15 protein-coding genes are annotated in these 16,256 nt (G+C 71.2%); 12 read left to right on the plus strand and 3 right to left on the minus strand.

Annotated features, from left to right (window positions below):
* Positions 1-2 precede the first annotated feature (2 nt).
* Both DK389_RS17815 and DK389_RS17820 read right to left on the minus strand, forming a co-directional pair.
* Positions 3-1,994, minus strand: coding sequence for a molybdopterin biosynthesis protein (locus DK389_RS17815; protein ID WP_236960150.1), 1,992 nt, complete (start codon positions 1,992-1,994; stop codon positions 3-5).
* Positions 1,991-3,106: a molybdopterin-binding protein gene (locus DK389_RS17820; protein WP_109896524.1), complete on the minus strand. Its 1,116-nt coding sequence runs from the start codon at positions 3,104-3,106 to the stop codon at positions 1,991-1,993. Before DK389_RS17820 ends, DK389_RS17815 begins: the two co-directional genes overlap by 4 nt.
* A gap of 168 nt (positions 3,107-3,274) precedes the next feature.
* Here DK389_RS17820 and DK389_RS17825 point away from each other — a divergent pair, with 168 nt between their 5' ends.
* Positions 3,275-4,600 (plus strand): c-type cytochrome, encoded by a 1,326-nt coding sequence (locus DK389_RS17825; RefSeq protein WP_109891539.1) that lies wholly within the window; start codon positions 3,275-3,277, stop codon positions 4,598-4,600.
* Between the two features lie 49 nt (positions 4,601-4,649).
* Here DK389_RS17825 and DK389_RS17830 read toward each other — a convergent pair whose 3' ends face one another.
* Positions 4,650-6,647 (minus strand): 4Fe-4S binding protein, encoded by a 1,998-nt coding sequence (locus tag DK389_RS17830; protein WP_109891540.1) that lies wholly within the window; start codon positions 6,645-6,647, stop codon positions 4,650-4,652.
* Positions 6,648-6,806: 159 nt separating this feature from the next.
* On the opposite strand from DK389_RS17830, the gene DK389_RS17835 reads away from it, so the two are divergent.
* The 11 genes from DK389_RS17835 (at position 6,807) to DK389_RS17885 (ending at position 16,248) form a co-directional block, all read left to right on the plus strand.
* Entirely contained in the window at positions 6,807-7,562 is a 756-nt protein-coding gene (locus DK389_RS17835; RefSeq protein ID WP_162560712.1) for a biotin/lipoate--protein ligase family protein, read from the plus strand.
* The gene (locus DK389_RS17840) at positions 7,559-8,119 is read left to right on the plus strand and encodes a DUF6505 family protein (protein ID WP_109891542.1); all 561 of its coding nucleotides are present in this window, start codon (positions 7,559-7,561) and stop codon (positions 8,117-8,119) included. The genes DK389_RS17835 and DK389_RS17840 overlap by 4 nt, the downstream gene beginning before the upstream one ends.
* Complete coding sequence (locus tag DK389_RS17845) at positions 8,116-9,120, plus strand: DUF6352 family protein (protein ID WP_109891543.1); 1,005 nt, start codon at positions 8,116-8,118, stop codon at positions 9,118-9,120. Before DK389_RS17840 ends, DK389_RS17845 begins: the two co-directional genes overlap by 4 nt.
* Positions 9,121-9,138: 18 nt before the next feature.
* Positions 9,139-9,648 (plus strand): DUF3305 domain-containing protein, encoded by a 510-nt coding sequence (locus DK389_RS17850; RefSeq protein ID WP_109891544.1) that lies wholly within the window; start codon positions 9,139-9,141, stop codon positions 9,646-9,648.
* Positions 9,645-10,313 carry a DUF3306 domain-containing protein gene (locus DK389_RS17855; RefSeq protein ID WP_109891545.1) on the plus strand — a complete coding sequence of 223 codons (669 nt, stop codon included), beginning with the start codon at positions 9,645-9,647 and terminating at the stop codon, positions 10,311-10,313. The genes DK389_RS17850 and DK389_RS17855 overlap by 4 nt, the downstream gene beginning before the upstream one ends.
* 143 nt (positions 10,314-10,456) lie before the next feature.
* Positions 10,457-11,041 (plus strand): TorD/DmsD family molecular chaperone, encoded by a 585-nt coding sequence (locus tag DK389_RS17860; protein ID WP_109891546.1) that lies wholly within the window; start codon positions 10,457-10,459, stop codon positions 11,039-11,041.
* Between the two features lie 61 nt (positions 11,042-11,102).
* Positions 11,103-11,321, plus strand: a complete 219-nt coding sequence (locus DK389_RS17865) for a formate dehydrogenase (RefSeq protein ID WP_109891547.1) — start codon at positions 11,103-11,105, stop codon at positions 11,319-11,321.
* A gap of 7 nt (positions 11,322-11,328) precedes the next feature.
* Positions 11,329-14,271, plus strand: coding sequence for a formate dehydrogenase subunit alpha (locus DK389_RS17870; protein ID WP_109891548.1), 2,943 nt, complete (start codon positions 11,329-11,331; stop codon positions 14,269-14,271).
* A gap of 15 nt (positions 14,272-14,286) precedes the next feature.
* On the plus strand, positions 14,287-14,883 hold the full coding sequence (gene fdh3B, locus DK389_RS17875) for a formate dehydrogenase FDH3 subunit beta (RefSeq protein WP_109891549.1): 597 nt from the start codon (positions 14,287-14,289) through the stop codon (positions 14,881-14,883).
* Between the two features lie 53 nt (positions 14,884-14,936).
* Complete coding sequence (locus DK389_RS17880) at positions 14,937-15,974, plus strand: formate dehydrogenase subunit gamma (protein ID WP_109891550.1); 1,038 nt, start codon at positions 14,937-14,939, stop codon at positions 15,972-15,974.
* Between the two features lie 52 nt (positions 15,975-16,026).
* Complete coding sequence (locus DK389_RS17885; protein WP_109891551.1) at positions 16,027-16,248, plus strand: hypothetical protein; 222 nt, start codon at positions 16,027-16,029, stop codon at positions 16,246-16,248.
* Positions 16,249-16,256 lie beyond the last annotated feature (8 nt).

Raw genomic sequence — 16,256 nt, forward strand, 5'->3', positions numbered from 1 at the left:
CATCAGTCGCCTGCCCCTGTCGCGAAGCCGAGCTCCCGCAGGGCCACCCTCGTCTCGGGCTCGGCGAGCAGGGCGAGGAAGACGGCGAGCCCGGGCTCGTTCGCCCGTTCCGCGCGGTAGGCCAGGTCGTAGTGCTCCTCCGTGAGCGGCAGGAACCCTAGCCCGTAGGCCCGCGCCACCCCTTCGATCGCCACACCCCAATCGGCCCGCCCCTGCGCGACCGCGGCGGCCACGGCGTTGTGCGAGCGCGGCTGGTTCCAGTAGCCCGCCGGGCGCCCGCCCTCGAGGAGCCCGTCGATCAGGAGGCGGGTGCCCGAGCCCGTGTTGCGGTTGACCATCACGGTCTCGGCATCCCCGGCGAGCGCCGCGACGGCCTCTGCCGCCCGGCGCCCGGCGAAGCGAGGATCGCCCGCACGGAACACCACGCCCTGCATCCGCCGCCAGCCCGGCGCGAGTCTCATCTCGGGCGCGAGGAAGGGCGCATTGTAGCGGCCGCTCTCCGGATCGAGGAGGTGCATCGCGGTGAGGTCGCACTCGCCCCGCTTGAGAGCGGCGAGCCCGCCGGCCGAGCCGACCCAGATGGTGCGGGCGCGGTAGCCGCGGTCGGCGAGCAGTCCGACCACCCGGTCGAGCCCGAGGCAATGGCTGCCGACGATGGTGAGGTCGGGCGGCTTCACGCCCGCGCCGAGGCGGCTCACGGTCACGGCCTCGCCCGCCTCCAGCCCGGCCCGGTTGGCTGGGACGGGGAAGAAGCCGTCGGCCTGCGAGAAGGCCGTCACCGAGCCCGAGCCCTTCGGCAGGGGGAGCGCGACGAGGCCGTCCCCGGTCCGCGAAAGCGAGGCCATCACGAACTCCATGCGGCCGAGTTCGGACGGCACGCGCTGCGGCACGCGGGCCTCGACGCTTGCCTCCTCGCGCGGCGGCAGGCCGGCGAGCGCCCGCACCAGCGGCACCACGAACTCGTGGAAGGTGAACATCGCCGATGTCGGGAATCCCGGCAGCACCACGATCGCCTTCGTGCCGACCGCGGCGAGGCAGAGCGGCTTGCCGGGTTTCAAGGCGACACCGTGGACGAGGATCCCCGGCTCGCCGAGGCGCGAGAGGATGCGGTGCGAGACGTCGCCCGCCCCTTTGGAGGTGCCGCCCGAGAGTACGACGAGATCGGCCGTCTCGAGGCTCTCGCGGATTGCGGTCTCGAGGCTCGCCTCGTCGTCCGCCACGATCCCGCCGGGCAACGCGACGCCGCCGTTCTCGGCGACGGATGCGGCGACGATGGCGCCGTTCGAATCGTAGATCGCGCCGGGCCTCAGCAGTGCGCCGGGCGCCATCAGCTCGTCGCCCGTCGAGAGCACGGCGACGCGGGGGCGCCGCACGACCGGCACACGGTCCAGCCCACAGGCGGCGAGCATGCCGATTTCCCGGGCGGTGAAGCGGACGCCCCGGCGAAGCACCGTCTCGCCGAGCGCCATGTCCGCGCCCGTGTAGCCGACGAACTGGCCGGGATTCGACGCCCGCGCGACCTCGATGGCGGGGCCGGCCGCGTCGCCCAGGAACTCCGTCGCCTCGACCATCACGACGGCGTCGGCGCCGCGCGGAATGACTCCGCCGGTGGCGATCGGCGTGGCGGTGCCGGGCGCGACGGCGAGGTTCGGTGCGGTGCCGCAGGCCAGGATCTCGGCGTTCAGGCCGAGGCGGACGGGGCTGCCCTCGCGCGCGCTCTCGGTATCGGCGGCCCGCACGGCGAACCCGTCGACCAGCGAGCGGTCGAAGGGCGGCACGTCGATCGGAGAGGCGATGTCCTCGGCGAGCACCCGCCCGAGAGCCTCGGCAAGCAGCACGGTCTCGGCGGGCAGGGTGGCGTGGGGCACGGCGGCGCGAAAGCGCGCGGCCGCCTCCTCGCGGGAGAGCACGCTGAGGAACTGCTCCTGGCGGGCGACCTCGGACAGGCGCTCCAGGAACCCGGCCCGGGTTTCGTTCTGCGACGCATCACTCACAGCGGCATGATCTCGACGGAGGTCCCCTCCGGATAGCCCTCCCGCTCGGGCGGGACCAGGATGGCGCCTCGTGCCAGGAGAAGGCGGTGCAGGGCAAGCTCGGCCGAGCCCAGGGGCTCGACGCCGTCCCCGGCCTCGGCGACGAAGACGATCTCGGACAGACCGATCACCGAGGACACCTTGCGGCGCAGGGGGGCTGTCCGCGCGGGCGCCGCCGCCTCGCCGGCGAGCGCCTGCAGGAGCGGGCGCGCCAGCGCCAGGAAGACGGCGAGCATTGCCTCCGGCGCGCCGGGCAGGAGCAGCACCGGGCGGCCTTGCGCGTCGCCGAATCCCGCGCCTTCGCCGGGACGGAGGGCGATGCCGTGGGCCGCAAGGCTGCCGGCCTGCGCGAGCGCCGCGGCGCTGTGGTCCTCACGACCGAAGCCGGTGCCGCCGACGACGAGGGTGAGATCGGCCTCGTCCGCAGCGAGCGCGGCCGCGATGGCGTCCCGTCCCTCCGGCGCCGTCGCGACGGCCGACACGCACCCTCCGGCCTGTCCGACGAGATGACGCAGGACGGACGATCGGGCATCCGACCCTCCCCAGCGCGCCGGACCCGTCAGCAGGATGCCGACGCGCGGCAGGCATACGGGCACGCGCTCCAGCCCGGCGAGTGCCAGCGCCTGCAACGGGCCGATGCGCGTTCCGGCCGCGACGAGGCGGCCACCGGCAGCGAGATCGCCGGCGGGTGCCCGAGTGCCGTCTCCGGTGGGCGCATCCGCGACAATCTCAACGAGCGGGCCGGACTTCTCGATCGCCTCCGCGGTCAGGATCGTGTCGGTCCCCGCGGGCAGGGCGCAGCCGGCCTCGACCCAGACGGGCGGACCGGCAAGCGGCACCGGCGCGTAGGGCGAGGCGCCCACCACCTCCGCCCCGCGCACCGCCCAGCCGTCCCGCAGGGCGATCCGCGTGACCGGCCGGTCGGCGTCCGCGCGGATGTCCTCGGCGGCCACCCGGCCGATCGCCTCGGCGGGCGGCAGGCCGGTCGCCGCCACGGGCGCGACACCGCGCAGCAGGAGGGGCAATGCCTCCACGAGCGGCATCAGGGCCGTCGAGGCGGTGCGTCCTGTCATGGTCGGCCCGAAGGACGCGTCCCGGCCGTCCGGCGGGTTGGCCCGCATATTGGCCCGCGCATGTCGCTGTTCCCGGCTGCGGATGGGCCCCTGACGTCGCCGATCGCGCCGCCGCGATCAAGGCCCTGCGCCGATCCGGCACGGGAGACAGGCGGGGGAGCGGCGCTTATGGTCGCGCGTCCAGCCGCCAGCCGCCGCGATGAGCCCTTGAGACGCGCCGCCTCCCTTCTCGCCCTGTCGCTTCTCTCCTGCAGCCTCGCCGGCCCCGCCGACGCGCAGCTGCGCGGTCACGGCGGCCCGGTCCGCGCCCTCGCGATCGCGCAGGACGGGCGGACGGCGCTGTCCGGGAGCTTCGACCAGTCGGCGATCCTGTGGTCGCTGGACGAGGGCACCGCCCGGCAGGTGCTGCGCTACCACGAGGGCGCGGTGAACGCCGTCCTGGCGCTCGCGGACGGGCGCCTGGCGACGGGCGGCGAGGACGGGCGGATCGCCCTCTGGCAGCCCGGGCAGACTCGTCCCGTCGCGACCTTCACGGAGCACCAGGGCCCCGTCGTCGGGCTCGCGCTCTCCCCGGACGGGGCCGAGCTCGCTTCCGCCTCCTGGGATGGCACGGCGCGGCTGCGCCCGCTCGCCGGCGGCGAGGCGCGCGTCTTCGAGGGGCACAAGGGCAACGTGAACGGCGTCGCCTTCACGCCCGACGGCCGGCTCGTCACGGCGGGCTACGACGCCACCCTGCGCATCTGGCTTCGCGACGGCTCGGATCCGACCCGAATCGTGACGTTGCCGACTCCCCTCAACGCGGTCGCGGCGGCGCCCGACGGCGAGATCGTGGCGGGCGGGGCCGACAGCATCGTCCGCCTGTTCTCGGCCGAGGGCGTCGAGCGAGCCGCGATCGAGATCGGCCCGAGCCCGATCATCGCGCTCGCGCTCTCCCCGGACGGGACCCGCGTCGCCGCGGCGACCGTCGCCGGCGCCGTGGCGGTGATCGACCGCCGGGCGGCCAAGCCCCTGTTCAACCTCGTCGGCCCCGGGCTGCCGGTCTGGTCGCTCGCTTTCCGCTCCGAGGCCGAGCTCGTGACAGGCGGCGGCGACCGGCTGATCCGGCGCTGGGACATGCGCAGCGGCGAGCCGATCGGCTCGCTGGCGATGAGTCGCCCCCACGACGAACTCGCGGCCTACGCGGGCGACCGGGGCGCGGAGGTGTTCCGGGCCTGCACCGCCTGCCACAGCCTGACGCCGGACGGGGGCAACCGCGCGGGCCCGACGCTCAGCGGCGTCTTCGGCCGGCGCATCGCCACGGCAGACGGCTACAATTTCTCCGAGGCGCTCAGGAAGCTCGACATCGTCTGGAACGCCGAGACCATCGGCAAGCTCTTCGAGGTCGGCCCCGCCCGGTATACGTCGGGCACGAAGATGCCTGAGCAGATCGTCAGCAGCGCGGCCGACCGCGAGGCGCTGGTGCGCTTTCTGGAGAAGGCGACCCAGGCGCGCTGAGGCCGTCGCCGCTCAGCGGCGGACCGGCGGGTCCGCGCTTCGGTCCGGCCTACACGCTCTGCCCATCCCGCGCCGCGCGCTCACGCAGGTAATCCTCGCTGGTGCGGGTCCTGGCGCGCTCCGGCGCGGCGTGCGGGTCGAAGCCCTGGTTGAGGGCCGCCTCGACGCGACAATCCTCGCACATCATCAGCGAGCGGATTCGCGCCTCGCCGGCCGCGCCCGCGAACATCCAGTGGTTGCCGCGCAGCTTCTCGATGACGCGCTCGATGGTGCTGCGCGTGCCGAAGCCCTTGCCGCAGGCGATGCAGTCGAAGGGCTCCTCCTCCTTCACGATCCGCCGCGGCTCGGCCCAGGCCGCGAAGTCGATCCGGGGCTGGAGCGTGATCACGTTCTCCGGGCAGGTCGCAGCGCAGAGGCCGCACTGGACGCAGAGGCTTTCCTCGAAGGCCAGGAGCGGCCGGTCCGCGCTGTCCGAGAGCGCGCTCGTCGGGCAGGCGCTGACGCAGGCGAGGCAGAGCGTGCACGCTTCCGTGCGGAAGGCGAGGCCGCCGAAGGGCGCGCCGGCCGCGAGAGGGACAGTGGAGACCGGGCTCGGCGCCGCGACTTGCAATTCGCGGACGCTCGTGCGCAGCACGCCGCGCTTGTCGCCTGCCGGCATGAAGCGGGCCGGGGTCGGCGCGGGCGTGCCGCGGGGAGCCGCGCGCAGGGCCTCGCCGAGGGCGTCCGGGTCATCGGTCTCGACCGTCGCGACGAGACCGGCCCCGGCAGGATCGTAGCCGAGGGCCCCGAGGAGGGTGTTCGTGAGGTCGAGAGTCGCCTGCAGGCTCGCGAGATCGTGCTTCGGCCGCGCCCTGAGAAGAAGCCGCGCGCCCACCGCGCCGTAGGCGAACAACGACGCGAAGACCTCGGGCCCGAGTTGCGTGACCTCGTTCACCCGGACGGGCAGGACGTTTGCCGGCAGGCCCTCGCCGTCGCGGGAGAGTGCGTGGATCAGCGGCTCGCCGTGGTCGCCGTCGTGGAACAGCACGATCCCGTCGAAACCGCCGGCTGCCTGGTAGGCGCCCATCAGGGTGCGCAGGCGCCGCAGCAGAGCATCGGCCGGCGGCAGGGCGTAGGAGGCGGCTCCCGTGGGGCAGAGGGCGGCGCAGGAGCCGCAGCCCGCGCAGACATAGGGGTCGATGGCGACGTGATCGCCGTTCGGGCTGATGGCGCCGGTCGGGCAGACGTCGAGGCAGCGGGTGCAGCCGGTGATGCGCGAGCGGGAATGCGCGCAGAGTTCCGCCCTGAAGTCGATGAAGCGCGCCTTGTCGAAGGTGCCGACGAGGTGCGACGCCTCGAAGAGCAGCGCCTCGACGGCCTTCGGGTCGCGCGGGTCCGCCCGCAGGTAGCCGCTGCGGGTCTCGTGCGCGGGAAACAGCGGCACGCCGCCGGTGAGGTCGATCACGAGGTCGCAGGTCGAGGTCGCGCCGTTGCGCGCTGGGCCGAACACGAGCGCCGAGCGCGAGGACGGGGCCGGCAGCGCGTAATCGTCGATACGCAGTTCGAAGGCGCCGAGATGGCCCTTTGCCGTCGTGATCGTCCCCTGCAGCACCGGGAAGTCGGCCCGCAGGGGCGGTGCCACCGGGCCGGGGCGGGACAGGAGCACGGTGATGTCGAGATGGTCCGCGAGCCGCCGCGCCGCGTCGATCGCGGTCTCGTCCCGCCCGTAGACCAGGGCGACGCCCGCGCTCTCCATCGTGACGAGGGCCGCCTCCGGCCGCGGCTCGGCCGCTGCGGCGAGAAGCGCGGCCATCTTCGGGCCGGCGGCCGCGCCGTCGACCGACCATCCGGCCATCTCGCGGATGTTGGCGAAGACGACGCGATCGGCGGCGCCGGCCTCTTCGGCGATCTCCTCGAAGAGCGGCGCCTGGAGGGTGCAGGCGACGGTCACCGGGCTGCCCGTCTCCAGGGTGCGGCGGTAGCGGTCGAGGTCGCGCCCGCAGAGCTGGTCCGCGGTGGCGAGCGTGCCGCCGCAGCCCTTGGCGAGGGCGGCCCCGTCGAGCGACATCGTCTTCTCGCAGGAACAGGCGATCACTGAACGGTCGGACACTGTGTCATCCCCAATTCCGGAGGCCCGTGGCCTCCGCGCGCTTGCAGCGGCTTCTTATACTCGAATAGGTCCAAACTGCGATTGAACAGATGGGCGCGAGGCTTGCGCGACGCCACGATGACGAACCACGCCGCGATGTCACAGGGCAGGCCGCTCGACCTGCCGCCGCTGTTCACGGCGATCACCGCCGAGCGGAGCGAGCGCGTCCACGCCGAGGCGTGCGGGATGGCGGCACCCGAGGCGGCGGGCACGATCGTGCACGCGTTGTCCGGCGACTGCCCGGCCTTCGCGGTGGTGCTGGCGCCGGACGAACCCCTGGCGACCGCGCGGCGCGCCTTCATCGCCGCCATGGTGGCGCTTGGCGAGGCGGTCGGCGCACACGCGCCGCCGGAACGGGCGGTGCGGTTCGCCTACCCCGACGCACTCCTGTTCAACGAGGCGCGAATCGGCGGCGGCCGCCTGTCCTGGCCCTCCGATTGCCCGGAGCACGAGGCGCCGGCCTGGCTCGTCTTCTCGGCCATGCTGATCGGCACGAAGCGGGATGCCGGCGATCCCGGCCTGACACCGGAGACGAGTTCGCTGGAGGAGGAGGGCTTCGAGATCGCGGATCGCGGCGTTCTCGTCGAGAGCTTCGCCCGCTACCTGATGCGGGCGGTCGAGACCTGGAACGGGCTCGGGTTCGAGGCTGTCGCCGCAGCCTTCTCGGACCAGTTGGTCCCGGACCTGTCCGGCGCCGGCCAGCACGTGGACGCGACGGGCGATCTCCTGACGGAGGATACGGGCGCACCCGGCGGGATCCGCCGCGACAGCCTCGCGGTCACCCTCGGCGCGGTCTCCTGGCTCGACGCGAAGAACGGGAGGCCCCGATTGTGAGCGCGACCAAGCTGCCGCGGACGCTTCGCCTCGACCCTTCCGACACCTTCGTGTTCGCCAACGCCGCCGAGCCCGGCGAGTGGGCGGTGACGGGCTCGTTCCTGTTCTTCGACGTGGATTCGGACGCCCTGTCCCCGAAGGAGCGGGCCGCCTTCCGCTCGGGATTCCTCGGGACCGCCTCGTTCGGCTTCTCGACGCTCGTCGTCGTCAGCGAGGCGAGCGAGGCGGAGCGCGAGCAGGCGGTCTCGGCGCTGGCGCGGCACATCCTGGACAAGCTCGGCGCGCCGAGCGCTGAGGTCGCGCTGGCGGCCGCCGAGGAGGAGATCGCGGTGGCGGCCTCCCTCTGCGGCCCCCCGGTCGGGACGGTGATCGCGCTCACCCGCAGCATCGAAGGCGGAGAGCTGAGAGAGCGATTCCGGACGCTGCAGCGCCGGGAGGGCGTGCCCGGCGCCGACCGGCTCCACGCCCATTCTCGCGCCTTCACCTTCGTCGAGACCGATGACGAGCCCGAGGAGAGCGTCGATCTCGTCGGGCTGATGGGGACGAATCCGCGATGACCGAGTTCTGGGTGTCCAGCGGCCATCATCTCGCCGGCCGCACGGAGGCCGGCGGCCTCGCGGTGACGGACGAGCTGCTCCTCGCCTATCTCGCCCGGCCGGAACTGTTGCCGCCGCCCGAGGCGTGCGACGCCGAGCGGGCGCTCCACGCCGCACTCCTCACCGATCCGCGCCGGCCCGTGCCGCCCGCGCAGGTGCGCGCGCTCAACGATCCGGACGCGGTCGAGAACTGGCAGGTGATCCTCGCCTTCCGCGACAGGCTCCTGAGCGCACGTTCGATCGAGGCGGCCTATCTCGACCTCGTGCGGGGCGGCCTCGCGGGCACGCCCGGCCTCTTCCTCAACCAGCTCGTGCACCTCATCCTGCGCAACGCCCTCGACGGCTGCGAGGACCCCTACACCCTGCGCGCCGCCGAACTGTTCTTCCGGCCGCAGCGGGTATCGCTCTCGGGCGGGGCGACACTCCTCGCCGATGCCGAGATCATCGAGGCGCGGGAGGCCGGCGCCTCGGCCTCGCCGCTGATGGCGATGTTCGGCGCCGAGCCCGCGGCGGAACTCGACGTGATGACGGACGAGAACGCCTGGACCTACTGGAGCCGGTCCGACGCCTTCACGATGGCGCTCAATCTCTCGGAGAATCCGCGGAGCCGCGACGGCCTCGCCCGCGCGATCGAGGCGTGGCTGCGCCACCTCCTGGCGCTGGAGACGACGGTCGAGCCGCTCGCGCGAATCGAGGAGCGGGACTGGCGCTGGTTCGTGGGCCTCGACGCGGAGGCGACCCGGATCGGAAACGCGCTCTGGCGCGGCGACGCGGTCGAGCCGGAAGCCCTGACCCGGGTCGTCGCGTTGTTCCGCATGACGGTAGCCGACGCCGGACGGATCGAGCGGACGATCGCCGGCCACCCTATCTATCTCTTGCTGGCGATGAGCCCGGACAAGCGCGTGACCCTGAAGCCCCAGAACCTCGTCGCGGGTCTGCCGCTCGTCGGCGCCGCGGCCTGAGGCGGAGGAGAAGGTCGAATGCCGAAGGATCGTTTCCCGGTCGGCGTGATCGTGGCCCGGCGCAGGCTTAGGAGCCCCTGGGCGGATCACCAGTGGCTGCCGGTCGGCGCCCTGCCGGACATTCCCGAGACGGCGCCCTGGACCCTTCTCGCGTCTATTGAAGGCGAGGACCGGTTCTATGCCGGCGCCCATGAGGTCGGCCTGCACATCAGCGAGACCGGGCATTACCGCGACAACCTCGTCTCGGGACGGCCGTCGCTCTGGGTCGCCCTGCGGCCGGTCGCGGGCGACGCGTACGAGGTCGCGACGGTCACGGCCGATCCCTACGAGGGCGAGGCGCTGGCAGAGGGCATCGGCGAGATCGTCGAGGCGGTGCCGATGCCGGAGTCGATCCAGGCCGCCGTCGCCGCGTTCGTTGACGCCTTCCACGTCGAGCGCACCTTCGAGAAGCGCAAGCGCGACCGCGCCGACCCGGAAGCCCTTGGGCGCCGCAACATCGCGGCCGAGCGCGGAGGAGGCTCCGAATGAGCGGCGGCGATTTCCTGGCGCGCTGGTCGCGCCGGAAGCGGGAGACGCAGGCGCCGCCTGCCGAGGCGAAGGCCGGGATCCTGCCGGACGATGCGGCCGAGGCACCCGAGCCTGGGGCCGAGGCGGCGATCACCGAGGAGGAGATCGCGGCGCTTCCTCCCCTCGATACGCTGACCTCCGGTACCGATCTGACGCCCTTCCTGCGCAAGGGCGTCCCCGCCCTGCTGCGCAACGCGGCCCTGCGGCGGATGTGGTCGCTCGATCCGGCGATCCGGGACTACGTGAGCGAGGCGCGCGAATACGCCTACGACTGGAACGTCGTCGGTGGCGTTCCGGGCACCGGCCCGCTCCTGCCGACCGACGACGTCCGCGCGATGGTCGGCCGCATCTTCGGAGACGCGCCCGACGATCCACCTGAGATGTCAGGGACGCCGGAGACCGCATCGGACGCTGTCGAGACCGCGTCCACTTCCCCCGATTCGGTCCCCGTCGCGGAGCCCGAAGACCTGCCCGCAGCGGAAGTTGCATCTAGCTCCGAAAACCAGCCCGCGTCGCTCGCCGGGCACGCGCAAGCCCCCGAACCACCCGCGGAAGCCGCTGCCGTGAGACAGAATCCCCAATCTCTCACGCGGGTGCGACGCCATGGGGGTGCGATTCCGATTTGAACTGCTCAAAAGTGAGATTGCGGGCCGCCGGAACGCGTTTATAGTGTGCACAATGAATTCGGTCCGCGGGGGGCGCCTGCGGGTTGAGGAGCAAGATGCTGTCGGGTGCGTTGGGTCAGGGCGTTGCCGAAGGGGGAGTCGGCATGGCTGCAACGGTCGACGAGGTCGATCTGCTGCGTTCGCGCCAGTACGACCTGCTCGCGACCCTGCTCGGGCGCGTCCCCTGCGGGCACGTGCTCGCGCAGGTCGCAGGGCTTGAGGGGGACGGAACGCCGCTCGGGCAGGCGCTGGGCAGGCTCGGCATCGCCGCGCGGAATGCCGACCCGCTGGCGATCGAGCGCGATCATTTCGAGACCTTCGTCGGGGTCGGGCGCGGCCGTCTCCTTCCTTACGCCTCCTACTACCTTACGGGCTTCCTGAACGAGCGGCCGCTCGCCCGGGTGCGGGCGGATTTCGACGCGCTCGGGATCGAGCGTAGCGACGCCGTCAGCGAGCCGGAGGATCACGTCGCGATCCTCCTGGAGGTGATGGCAGGGCTCGCCTCTGGCCGGATCGACGCGGAGCCGGGCGCCGAGGCGCGCTTCTTCGCACGGCACCTGCAGCCCTGGGCGCCGCGGTTCTTCGCGGATCTCGCGGAGCAGGCGGACACGGATTTCTTTCGGGCGGTCGGTGCCCTCGGCCAGGCCTTCCTGGAGATTGAGGTCGAAGCCTTCGCCCTGGACGCCTGACGGACCGGGAACGGGACGTCCGGGCGAGTGAAACGGATTTGACCAGTCGGGAGTGACGAGGATGGCTCAGGAGAAGAAAGGCGAGATCGGTCGCCGCCAGTTCTTCCGCACGCTCGGCGGCGGCTCGGCGGTCGCGGCGGCGGGCCTGCTGTCGCCGATCTCGACGAACGAGGCCCAAGCCTACGATCCGGGGTCCGAGGAGACCAAGGCGCGGTATCGGGAGACCGACCATGTCAAGGCCTTCTACCGGACGAACGGCTACGAGACGCTGAAGAAGTGAGATCGCGATGCTGATCAAGCGCAAGAGCGGCGAGGCGAGCCGCACGAAACATCAGGCCATCGCCGCCGGTCTCGCCGCCGGCGTCCTCGATCGCCGCTCCTTCCTGCGGAAATCCGGCCTCGCGGCGGGCGGCCTCGCCGTCGCCGGCTCGATCCAGCTCGGCTCGGTGCGGAAAGCCCAGGCCGCTGGCTCCGCCGTGAGCGGGTCCGAGGTGACGGTGAGGAAGAACATCTGCACCCACTGCTCGGTCGGCTGCACGGTGACGGCCGAGGTCGTCAACGGCGTCTGGGTCGGGCAGGAGCCCTCCTACGCGAGCCCGATCAACCGCGGCACGCACTGCGCCAAGGGCGCGGCGATCCGCGAGCTCGTCCACGGCGAGCGGCGGCTCAAATACCCGATGAAGCTCGTCGGCGGCCAGTGGACCAAGATCTCCTGGGATCAGGCGATCGACGAGATCGGCGACAAGATCACCGCCATCCGTGAGAAGTCGGGCTCCGATTCCGTCTACTGGCTCGGCTCGGCCAAGTTCACGAACGAGGCCTCGTACCTGTTCCGCAAGCTCGGCGCCTTCTGGGGCACCAACTCGGTCGACCACCAGGCACGCATCTGCCACTCGACCACGGTGGCGGGCGTGGCCAACACCTGGGGCTACGGCGCCCAGACCAATTCCTACAACGACATCCGCAACGCCAAGACCATGATCATCATGGGCGGCAATCCGGCGGAGGCGCACCCGGTCTCCCTGCAGCACGTGCTGTCGGGCAAGGAGATCAACCGCGCCAACATGATCGTCATCGATCCGCGCTTCACCCGCACGGCCGCGCACGCCACCGAGTACGTGCGCATCCGCTCCGGCACCGACATCCCGGTGATCTGGGGCATGCTCTGGCACATCTTCCAGAACGGCTGGGAGGACAAGGAATTCATCCGCCAGCGCGTCTACGCGATGGACGACGTTCGCAAGGAAGTCGCCAAGTGGACGCCCGACGAGGTCGAGCGCGTCACCGGCGTGCCGGGCGAGCAACTGAAGCGCGTCGCCGAGATCTTCTCGAAGGAGAAGCCCGCGACCCTGATCTGGTGCATGGGCGCGACCCAGCACACGGTCGGCACCGCGAACGTGCGCGCCTTCTGCATCCTCTGCCTTGCCACCGGCAACGTCGGCAAGCCGGGCACCGGCGCCAACATCTTCCGCGGCCACACCAACGTGCAGGGCGCCACCGATCTCGGCCTCGATGTGACGACGCTGCCGCTCTATTACGGCCTCGTCGAGGGCGCCTGGAAGCACTGGGCCCGCGTCTGGGACGTCGAGTACGAGTGGCTGCAATCGCGCTTCGATGAGATCCCGGCCAAGGGCGGCCGCAAGGCCCGCACCCGCAAGGAGAACATGGAGGCGCCGGGCATCACCTCGACGCGCTGGTTCGACGCGGTGAACCTGCCCGACGACCAGATCGACCAGAGAAGCCCGATCAAGGCGATGATGGTGTTCGGCCACGGCGGCAACACCGTCACCCGCCTGCCGGACGCCATCGCCGGCATGAACAAGCTCGAACTCCTCGTGGTCGCCGATCCGCATCCGACCACGTTCGCGGCGCTCGATGCCCGGCAGGACAACACCTATCTGCTGCCGATCTGCACGACGCTCGAATGCGACGGCTCGCGCACGGCCTCGAACCGTTCGATCCAGTGGGGCGAGACGATCGTCAAGCCGGCCTTCGAGTCGAAGACCGACTACGAGGTCATGTACCGGCTCGCGACGAAGCTCGGCTTCGGCGAGAAGATGTTCAAGGGCATCAAGGTCGAGAACAGCGTGCCGGTGGCCGAGGACATCCTCCGCGAGATCAACCGCGGCGGCTGGTCGACGGGCTATTGCGGGCAATCGCCCGAGCGCCTCAAGGCGCACATGAAGAACCAGCACAAGTTCGACCTCGTGACGCTGCGCGCCCCGAAGGACGACCCTGAGGTCGGCGGCGACTATTACGGCCTGCCCTGGCCCTGCTGGGGCAAGCCGGAGATCCGCCATCCGGGATCCCACATCCTCTACAACACCAACCTGCACGTAAAGGACGGCGGCGGCTGCTTCCGCGCCCGCTTCGGCGTCGAGCGCAACGGCCAGACGCTGCTGGCGGAGGATTCCTTCAGCAAGGGCTCGGACCTGACCGACGGGTATCCCGAGTTCACGATGGGCGTCTTCAAGAAGCTCGGCTGGGACAAGGACCTCACGGCCGAGGAGATGGCGGTCATCACGAAGATCGGCGGCAACAACATCGATGCGGTGAGCTGGGCGACCGACCTGTCGGGCGGCATCCAGCGCGTTTGCCTCGATCACGGGGTCGTGCCCTACGGCAACGGCAAGGCCCGGGCGAATGCCTGGAACCTGCCCGACCCGGTGCCGGTCCACCGCGAGCCGATCTACACGCCCCGGCCCGACCTCGTGGCGAAGTACCCGACCCGGCCGGACGACCGCCAGTTCCGGATGCCCAATATCGGCTTCTCGGTGCAGAAGGCGGCTGTCGACCGGGAGGTCGCCAAGAACTTCCCGATCATCCTCACCTCGGGCCGGCTCGTCGAGTACGAGGGCGGCGGCGAGGAGACCCGCTCGAACCCGTGGCTCGCCGAGCTCCAGCAGGAGATGTTCGTCGAGATCAACACCAAGGACGCGGCAGAACGCGGCATCAAGGACGGCCAGTGGGTCTGGGTGTCCGGGCCGGAGGACGGCACGCAGACCAAGGTGAAGGCCCTCGTGACGGACCGCGTCGGCAAGGGCGTGGCCTTCATGCCCTTCCACTTCTCCGGCTGGTACCAGGGCAAGGACATGCGCCAGTACTACCCGGCGGGCACCGATCCCGTGGTCCTCGGCGAGAGCGTGAACACGATCACCACCTACGGTTTCGATCCTGTGACCGGCATGCAGGAGCCGAAAGCCACCCTCTGTCAGATCCGGGCGGCGTAAGAGGACGACATCGCCATGGCACGCATGAAGTTTCTCTGCGACGCGGACCGCTGCATCGAGTGCAACGCCTGCGTCACCGCCTGCAAGAACGAGCACGAGGTGCCGTGGGGCATCAACCGCCGCCGCGTGGTCACGCTCAACGACGGCAAACCGGGCGAGCGCTCGGTCTCGATGGCCTGCATGCACTGCACGGACGCGCCCTGCGCCTCCGTCTGCCCGGTCAACTGCTTCTACACCACGGCGGATGCCGTGGTGCTGCATTCCAAGGACCTCTGCATCGGCTGCGGCTACTGCTTCTACGCCTGCCCGTTCGGAGCGCCGCAATATCCGCGGGTCGGGAATTTCGGCTCGCGCGGCAAGATGGACAAGTGCACCTACTGCGCGGGAGGGCCCGAGCCCGACCTCTCGACCATCGAGTACGAGAAGTACGGTTCGAACCGCCTCGCCGAGGGCAAGCTGCCGCTCTGCGCCGAGATGTGCTCGACCAAGGCGCTGCTCGCCGGCGACGGCGAGATGATCGCCCAGATCTACAAGGAGCGCGTGATCAAGCGCGGCTACGGCTCGGGTGCGTGGGGCTGGAAGACGGCCTACCGCGAGACCGTGGCGATCTGACCGGGCACGCCCGGTCGGCTTCACAGCGCGAGGACGAGGAAAGGGAACGCATCATGCGGCGGGGAACGACGCGGATCAGGACATTCGTCGCGGCGGCGATGCTCGCGGGCCTCGCGGGCACGGCCGCTCTGCCGGCGCTCGCGCAGACGGCCCCGCCGACCACCGCACCGACGACGGCCCCGAACCCGACCGCGGATTCGGTCAACGAGGATCTGCTGTTCAAGCAGGGCTCGACGATCGGCGGCCGCATCTCGATCCCCGATCGGAAGGCCGCCAATCTGATCCAGCCGCAGGGCCGGGAATGGCGCGGCTTCCACGAGACCTGGATGCCCTGGATCGGCGCCGCCGCGATCCTCGGCATGGTGGTGCTGCTCGGGCTGTTCTACTTCAGCCGCGGCCGCATCCGTATGGAGCACAGCGAGGAATCGGGCCGCAAGATCCTGCGCTTCAACGGCTTCGAGCGCTTCACGCACTGGATGACGGCGACCTGCTTCATCATCCTGGCGCTGTCGGGCCTCAACTACATCTTCGGCAAGCGCCTCCTGATGCCGGTGATCGGGCCGGACGCCTTCGCGACGCTCTCGCAATGGGCGAAATACGCCCACGTCTACCTCGCGTGGCCGTTCATGCTCGGCATCGTCTTCATGTTCGTGGTCTGGCTGCGCGACAACATCCCGAACCGGATCGACCTGCAGTGGATCAAGGCCGGCGGCGGCTTCATCGGCAAGGGCCACCCCCATGCCGAGCGCTTCAACGCGGGCCAGAAGGTCGTCTTCTGGATGGTCGCGGGCTTCGGCACGGCTATGGGCGTCACCGGCCTGATGATGCTGTTCCCCTTCGCTGCGACCGACATCAACGGGATGCAGTGGATGCAGGGGATCCACTCGCTGATCGGCGTCGCGTTCATCGCCGCGATCCTGGCGCACATCTACATCGGCTCGCTCGGCATGGAGGGCGCTTACGACGCGATGGGCAGCGGCAAGGTCGATCTCGCCTGGGCGCGCGCGCACCACGACCTCTGGGTCGAGAAGGAGCAAGCCCGCACTGCGAGCGGGCCGCAATTGCGGGCGCATCAGGCGCCGGCCGAGTGACCGAGACCGCGCATTCGCATGCCGGCCTCGAGGCCGGGACCGGGAGGAAACCATGAAAGCGTTCGCTGTCGCCGTCATCTGCGCCGTGGCGATCGGCATCGCCGCCGCGTACATCCTGTCGGGCAGCCAGCGCTTCGCGTGGCAGGCCTTCTCGACCTCGTCGACCCGGGTCTCGCAGCCGGGCACGAACCTCGTCGGCCCCCGCTGGACCGGCGACGTGAAGGGTCCGCACGACGAGGTGGCGGGCGAGCACCCGGCGCCGAAGCGCTCCTGATGTCGCGC

Source organism: Methylobacterium durans, from assembly GCF_003173715.1.
GTDB classification, from domain to species: Bacteria; Pseudomonadota; Alphaproteobacteria; order Rhizobiales; family Beijerinckiaceae; genus Methylobacterium; species Methylobacterium durans.